The organism is Streptococcus infantis (assembly GCF_001579645.1).
GTDB lineage: Bacteria > Bacillota > Bacilli > Lactobacillales > Streptococcaceae > Streptococcus > Streptococcus infantis_E.
Map to the genome: position 1 here is coordinate 149,068 of NZ_KQ970820.1, position 7,049 is coordinate 156,116.

General features: G+C 40.4%; 5 protein-coding genes. 1 reads left to right on the forward strand and 4 read right to left on the reverse strand.

All coding sequences use genetic code 11. The features are described 5' to 3' along the window. Positions 1–499: 499 nt before the first annotated feature. The 4 genes from SINDD18_RS06240 to SINDD18_RS06255 all read right to left on the reverse strand — a co-directional run bounded on the left by SINDD18_RS06240 (position 500) and on the right by SINDD18_RS06255 (position 5,587). Complete coding sequence (locus SINDD18_RS06240; RefSeq protein ID WP_061863477.1) at positions 500–1,072, reverse strand: nucleotidyltransferase family protein; 573 nt, start codon at positions 1,070–1,072, stop codon at positions 500–502. Beyond that, positions 1,053–2,051 (reverse strand): Holliday junction branch migration DNA helicase RuvB, encoded by a 999-nt coding sequence (ruvB, locus tag SINDD18_RS06245; protein ID WP_081108277.1) that lies wholly within the window; start codon positions 2,049–2,051, stop codon positions 1,053–1,055. The genes SINDD18_RS06240 and ruvB overlap by 20 nt, the downstream gene beginning before the upstream one ends. 490 nt (positions 2,052–2,541) lie before the next feature. Then, complete coding sequence (locus SINDD18_RS06250; protein ID WP_061863478.1) at positions 2,542–4,953, reverse strand: flavocytochrome c; 2,412 nt, start codon at positions 4,951–4,953, stop codon at positions 2,542–2,544. Between the two features lie 25 nt (positions 4,954–4,978). Next, a complete protein-coding gene (locus SINDD18_RS06255; protein ID WP_000779599.1) occupies positions 4,979–5,587 on the reverse strand; it encodes an NADPH-dependent FMN reductase in 609 nt (202 codons plus the stop codon). A gap of 221 nt (positions 5,588–5,808) precedes the next feature. Here SINDD18_RS06255 and SINDD18_RS06260 point away from each other — a divergent pair, with 221 nt between their 5' ends. Beyond that, on the forward strand, positions 5,809–7,008 hold the full coding sequence (locus SINDD18_RS06260) for an L-lactate MFS transporter (protein ID WP_061863479.1): 1,200 nt from the start codon (positions 5,809–5,811) through the stop codon (positions 7,006–7,008). The last annotated feature ends 41 nt before the right edge of the window (positions 7,009–7,049 follow it).

Below are 7,049 nucleotides of genomic sequence, written 5' to 3' on the forward strand. Positions count from 1 at the left end.
TTTTAAAATCTCCTTGGATTCCGTTTTTTTTATAAAACAAAGTCCTGTTTATATTTTTTTATAAATAATGTCTATAATTTTGAGTTTTACTTATTTTATCATCTTTATCAGCATATATATTCAAAATTTATAATATAGACTAATGTTTTAATCATTATATTATAGCACATTTTTGTCATATATGTCTAAACTTTTTGACGATTTTTTACCATATTTTAACCTTCTAGGCTTCTTTTTTTTCATTTTATAAGTAAAAGGAATATCAGTGAACTTTGAGTTCCTGTTTTTTCAAACTTGTTTAGTTTGATTCCTCCAGATTTTATCACCTCTACCATAATCTTAACAGTGATAAACTAACACTTTAGTTCACACCAAAAAAAGCCGCCTGATTGGGCGACTTAATTTTTATAGGGAGATTATTATGAAAAAGTTTTAGGAGTTAAAGTTAAGGTCTTCTTAACTTCTGAGATAAGTATATAACTCCTAACTTAAAGTTTCCTTAAGTATTTTTAACTGTGAGATTTTTCCATTTTTCTCGCCAGTTTTTCTTAGATAAACGCTTTTGATAGAGCTTCATTCGGTCTTGATTTTCTAAAAAATGAGGAGTCGGACAAATCTGAAAGTTCAAAATATCCTCCAAACCATAAGGCGCAAAGAGTTCTAAAGTTGCGTCAGCTTGCAAGCGAAGTCCTACTGCCGTACAACGCTCTGGATACTTACTCATGGCATCGCAGGAATTTCTATACGGAGGCGTATGGGGACTATGCTGATGCATATAGACCTGATTTTTCAGCTCCCACTGATACTGAGGAAAGTCCTCCCTCAACTTCTTCTCTATAACCAGCGTATCTTCATAACTCACATCTGGGTCAAAGAAAATCACATCCACATCCGTTTCACGATCAAAAGCTGGTTTATCTGACAAGAGATTCCAGATAAAATTTCGGACCGAACCTGCTGCCAACCAGGAATCATTTAATTCCAAGTCACGGATGATAGTCAGAATAGCCATCATATCAGGATTTTCTCTGAAAGAATCTAAAATTTCAGCCTTATTTTTCAATGTATTCATACCCCAAATGTTCATATGCCTTAGCTGTCGCGACCCGACCTGAACGAGTCCGCATGATAAAGCCTTTCTGGATTAGGTAAGGTTCATACATATCCTCTACCGTCTCACGCTCTTCGGCGATATTTACCGAAAGAGTTCCTAGACCGACAGGGCCACCACCGTACATCTCAATCATGGTGCGAAGAATTTTCTGGTCCACATAGTCCAAGCCTTCATGGTCTACATCCAGCATGGTCAAAGCCTTATCCGTAATCACATCATCAATCAAGCCATCGCCCATAATCTGCGCAAAGTCGCGCACGCGCTTGAGGAGACGATTGGCGATACGAGGAGTCCCACGGCTACGGAGAGCCAACTCAGCAGCCGCTTCATGGGTGATTTCCATCTCAAAAATATCTGCCGTCCGCTCGACAATCTCTGTCAAGTCAGCATGTGTATAGTATTCCATGTGACCAGTGATCCCAAAACGTGCACGAAGTGGATTTGAAAGCATCCCTGCTCGTGTCGTCGCACCAATCAAGGTAAAAGGTGGTAATTCTAGATGGACACTGCGACTACCTTCCCCCGCACCAATCATGATGTCGATGTAGAAGTCTTCCATAGCACTGTAAAGCACCTCTTCCACCGACATAGGCAAGCGATGAATCTCATCAATGAAAAGAACATCTCCTGGCTCCAAGTCATTCAAAATCGCTACCAGATCACCGGCTTTTTCAATAACGGGACCAGACGTTTGTTTGAGATTGACTCCCAATTCATTGGCAATGACAAAAGCCATGGTTGTTTTCCCGAGACCTGGAGGGCCAAACAAAAGAACATGGTCCAGCGCCTCATCTCGCATTTTCGCTGCTTCGATAAAGATTTGAAGCTGATCCTTGACCTTGTCCTGACCGATATATTCACGTAAATATTGGGGACGGAGAGTACGTTCTACCAACTCCTCATCGCCCATGATTTCATTATCTAAAATTCTACTCATGCTCCTATTATAGCAAAAATCCAGCCCACAAACAAAAAAGCCACCGAATTTGGTGGCTTCATTAGGGAGATTATTATGAAAAAGAAAAGTTTAGGATTTCTATTAAATAAAGTTAGGAGGTCTTTATTTAATGATTACATGATACAGAAGAATACTTAAAGTTAGCTTCAGATTTTCTAGTTTTTAATTTTGTTCAAAAATAATAAATACTAATTAAAAATTGCTAAAAGCAAACAAGAAAAAAGCCACCAAATTGGGTGACTTCATTAGGAGATTATGATGAAAAAAGTTTTAGGATTTCTATTAAATAAAGGTTACTCAATGAAAATCGAAATCAAACTAGGCAGAGCGACGCAAGCATAACTAAAGTTAGGTAAGTCGACTCTAACGAAGTATGGGGAGATTTTAGAAGAGTATTAGGAGGTCTTTATTTAATGATTACATGATACACAAGCAGACTTAAAGTTAGCTTAAGAATTTAAATCTATTATTAACAATTTTCTTGAACAGCTGTTTGACCTGCAATACGTCCAAAAGTAAAGATATCCGTAAGTGAATTCCCTCCTAGACGGTTACCTGCATGAAGTCCACCTGCGACTTCTCCGGCAGCATACAATCCAGGGATTACCTGACCTTGTTCATTCAAAACGTGTGTTGAAGTATCAATCTTGAGTCCACCCATTGTATGGTGAACAGCAGGTTTTCTTGGTGTTGCGTAGAATGGTGCAACCTCACACTTGAGATCGAAACTACCCTTATTAAATTCAGGGTCAAATCCTGCATCAACATAAGAGTTGTACTTCTTGATTGTATCTGCTAACACCTGTGGATCCATACCAATTTGAACAGCCAACTCTTCTATCGTATCTGCACGGTAGAGAGTTCCTGCTTTGACTTGAGCATCGATTTTTTCTTGGCTAGTATTGTAGGCTGTTGCCTTGATGCGGTCATCTGCAATCAAGTAGAACAAGCCACCATTATCAATCGCTGCTTGAGATAGCTTGTCTCTGCTACCGTACTCATCTACAAACCGCTTACCTTCAGTATTTACCATGATGAAGTTAGCTGGAGGAACTTGAAGTCCTGAGAAGAGGGCTCCTGTCACTGGATCGGATACTGGCATCATTTGACTAAAGCCCATACCCACTAGATCTGCACCTACACTTTGACCTAAGAGGATTCCATCTCCTGTTACAGCTGGTGTATTAGAGGTGGCAATATCATCCGCGATTTCGGTCCAGTAAGTATTGTATTTTTGTAGCATCTTGGTATTAGCACCAAATCCTCCAGAAGCTAGAACAACGGCTTCTGCATGAACGATGATGGTTTGACCGTTTCGGCCTTCTGCTCTGACACCTTTGACAACCCCTTCTTCTACAAGCAATTCTTTGACTGGAGAGTCCGTCAATATCTTGCCTCCATTTTCTAGAACATATTTTTGTAGAACTGAGATAAAGGCATAACCCATTGGTTGAACCGGCTTATGGCCACGACGCCAAAGGGCTCCAACTGGCATTGTTACTTCACTACGAACAAATTCAACACCGATGTCTTCCAACCAGCGAACAGACTCTAGGGCACGTTCAGTCAATACAGAAACCAAATCATATTGGCCATGAATTTCATGCCCTTGTAAATCTTTTCGTTTTCCACCGATATAAGTTTGGATACGGTAAAGTAAGGTAGAATCAAACAAATAGCTTGGATCCTGCAAATACTTCTCAACCTCAACCTTCAAGGCTCTAAAGTCATCTAAATATTCTGGGTCAATCGTTGATTCATCTGTCGCAATCAATTCTTGAAGCGTATGTGCCTCACCTGGATGAGCTGCGAAGGTTCCTTGCCATGCTGGATCTGGCGCATTCATTGGGCCACCCGCACGAACAGTATTTCCTCCAATTGCTGGGAACTTCTCAACAACAATCGGCTTCTTACCAGCTTGCAAGACTGCAGCTGCCGCAGCTAAACCAGCACCTCCACCTCCGACGATGACAACGTCTGCCCGATAGGTTTTATCTTCTTTATCTAGGGCAGATGGTGCTTTTGAACGTTTGCGTAAAACATCTGGATTTGCACCCGCTTGTTTAACCGCACGCGCAACTCCGTCCAAGACACCATTTGAAGTCACAGAAGCTCCTGACACCGCATCAACATTTAAGGTTTGCCCCTCAATGATTTCCGCTGGAATACGGGTGAAGACGACATCTGCAATCCCTGAAGATTCTCCAGAAGAATCGATTTCAATTTTTTCAATACGGTCTTCAGAAACGGTGACGTCCATCGGTAATTTACCATTATGACCTTCAGTTGTAACATGGTATGTTCCTGGTTCAAATCGAATTTCTTCAGGAAGGTTTAGTTGGTTTGCAACAGAGACAAAGCGAAGGAAACGATAGAAACAGCTATCTAAGAAATCAACAGTTCGCTCATCTATCAGATCTCCATTTGCATCAAATGCTCGATGAGCTCGACCAAGTAAAAATTCACTTCCTGGCATAACTGTTGCATTTACTCCAGGTGCATCAAGGATCTGACGAAGATGAAGTTGGGCACGTGAAGAACCTTGAACATCATAGGAAGCTCCGACAATCATGGTTGGCTTCCCATCTAGTGGATGAATGTTAAAAGACAACCATTCGAGCAAACTATTTAAACTTGATGGGATTGTATGATTGTGTTCAGGTGTAGAGATGATGACACCATCAGCTTCTGAAATCGCCTCGTTAAACTTCTGAATAACAGGTGTATCTGTTTGATCATCGGTTTCATTGAACATCGGTACATCGGTAATTTCTAAAATCTCAATATCGGCTTTTGACGCAAAATGTCTTTTCATAAATTGCAACAAACTACGGTTATAGGATTGTTTGGCATTGGTACCAACAATAGCTACTAATTTCATGGATTGTTCTCCTTTCTTGAAATACTTATGCTTTCAACCATTCTTCCCAGATGAAAGATTTCTTACGATTTGTATCTTCTGGTTTGACCAAAGCCTTTGTTAGTTCAACAAAATTTTGGAATTCTGCAAAATGTTCTTCCAACTCTGCGACTTTTTCAGGATTGTTCAAATTATAGTCATCGTCCAATACTTGTTCAGAATGTCCTAGGAAAAATTCTGTTCCTGGCATGACTCTTGCTTTCAGTTCAGGCGCATCAAGAATCTGACGCAAGTGTGCTTGGGCTCTAGATGTTCCAAGCAATCCAAGAGAAGCTCCTACAATCATCGTTGGTTTGTTAATCAAAGCACGACTGGTATAGGCAATCCATTCCAAGGCTGAAGCTAAGGGTGCCGGTATAGTATGATCATACTCTGGTGTTGATATAATCACACCATCCGCCTCGAGGATTTTTTCTGAAAAAGCTTGAACTTCGGCTGGTGCTAGCTTGTCCTCAGGTTCGTTAAATGCTGGCAATTGTTTGATCTCCAATACCTCAATATCGGCTTTATCTGAAAAATGCTTTTGCATAAATTTCAAGAGTTTCCGATTGGTTGAGCGGTCAGAATTTGTTCCAACGATAGCAACTAATTTCATCTTGCTACCCCCTTTATTTGTTTGATTTAATATCATTATACAACTTTAGCCTATCATGTAAATCGATAATCCTAAAACATTGTGTTATTCTATCAGTTTATCTTAGTTTAGTATAAGTTAGTGAAAAAATTAACAATATTTTCTTAGAAAGTATTGACCCTCATTTTTAACTATGTTATAGTCTTTGTGAAAAATGTATTAAGTTAAAGGAGGGTCTTCTTATGAAAGAGACATTCAATCGTTGGCAAGTTTTAGCTGCATCAACTGCTATTCTTCTCTGTACAGGTGCTGTCTATTCTTTTTCCGTTTTCGCTGGACCTCTAAGTTCTTCAACAGGTTGGTCTATGTCCGAAATCATGCTTGCATTTGCCATCAACTCAGCTATCGGACCGATCCCTATGATTCTCGGAGGGTATCTGGTAGATAAGGGATATGTAAAATGGACAATCGCCCTTGGTGCCCTTCTATTTGCTAGTGGCTTTTTCCTAACTGGTTATGCAAGCTCACCAGCTATGCTCTATTTGACCTATGGTTTAATGGCAGGTCTTGGTCAAGGATTCGCCTATTCAGGAGCCCTCTCAAATTCTCTTCGCCTCTTCCCTGATAAACGTGGTTTAGCTTCTGGGATTCTAACAGGAGGTATGGGATTTGCTGCAGTTATCGCGTCACCAGTTGCAAGTAGTCTCATTCAAAAACAAGATGCCTTCTTTGCTTTTCGAACAATTGGACTTGTCTATATTGTTGTTATTATCTGTGCCATTTTCTTCATCAAGGCGGCACCAAGTGGCTACCAACCAGCAGGTTGGAAAGTTCCCGTACAAACTAAACAAGGACCTGCCAATAAAAACTGGAAAGAAATGCTACAAAGTCCTTTATTCTACATCATTATCAGCATGTTCTTTGTCGGTGCTTTCTCTGGTTTGATGATTGCCTCTCAAGCATCCCCAATTGGTCAATCCATGTTTGGACTATCTGCTGGTACAGCAGCTCTCTATGTCTCTCTTTATTCAATCGCAAACTCTAGTGGCCGCTTTATCTGGGGTTCACTCTCTGATAAAATTGGTCGTTCTCAGACCTTATTGATTATCTATTCTGTCATCGTATTGGCACTCTTCTCCTTAACAATCATCCCTGGTCAATTTGGCTTTACTCTAGGAATCATCGGCCTTGGTATCTGCTTCGGTGGTGTTATGGGCGTCTTCCCATCTATTGTCATGGAGAACTACGGACCTGCTAATCAGGGAGTCAACTACGGTATCGTCTTCACAGGTTATTCTTTAGCTGCATTTTTTGCACCTAAAGTTGCGGTTCAAATGGCAGCAGCTAACAATGGAAATTATAGTGCCGCATTCTACGTTGCTATCGCCCTCGCAGTTGTTGGGCTTCTTCTCAACTTCCTATATATGAAGAAGAAAGGCTAAAAAAGAGAACTTCCTATAAAAGGAAGTTTTTTTGGTATAAT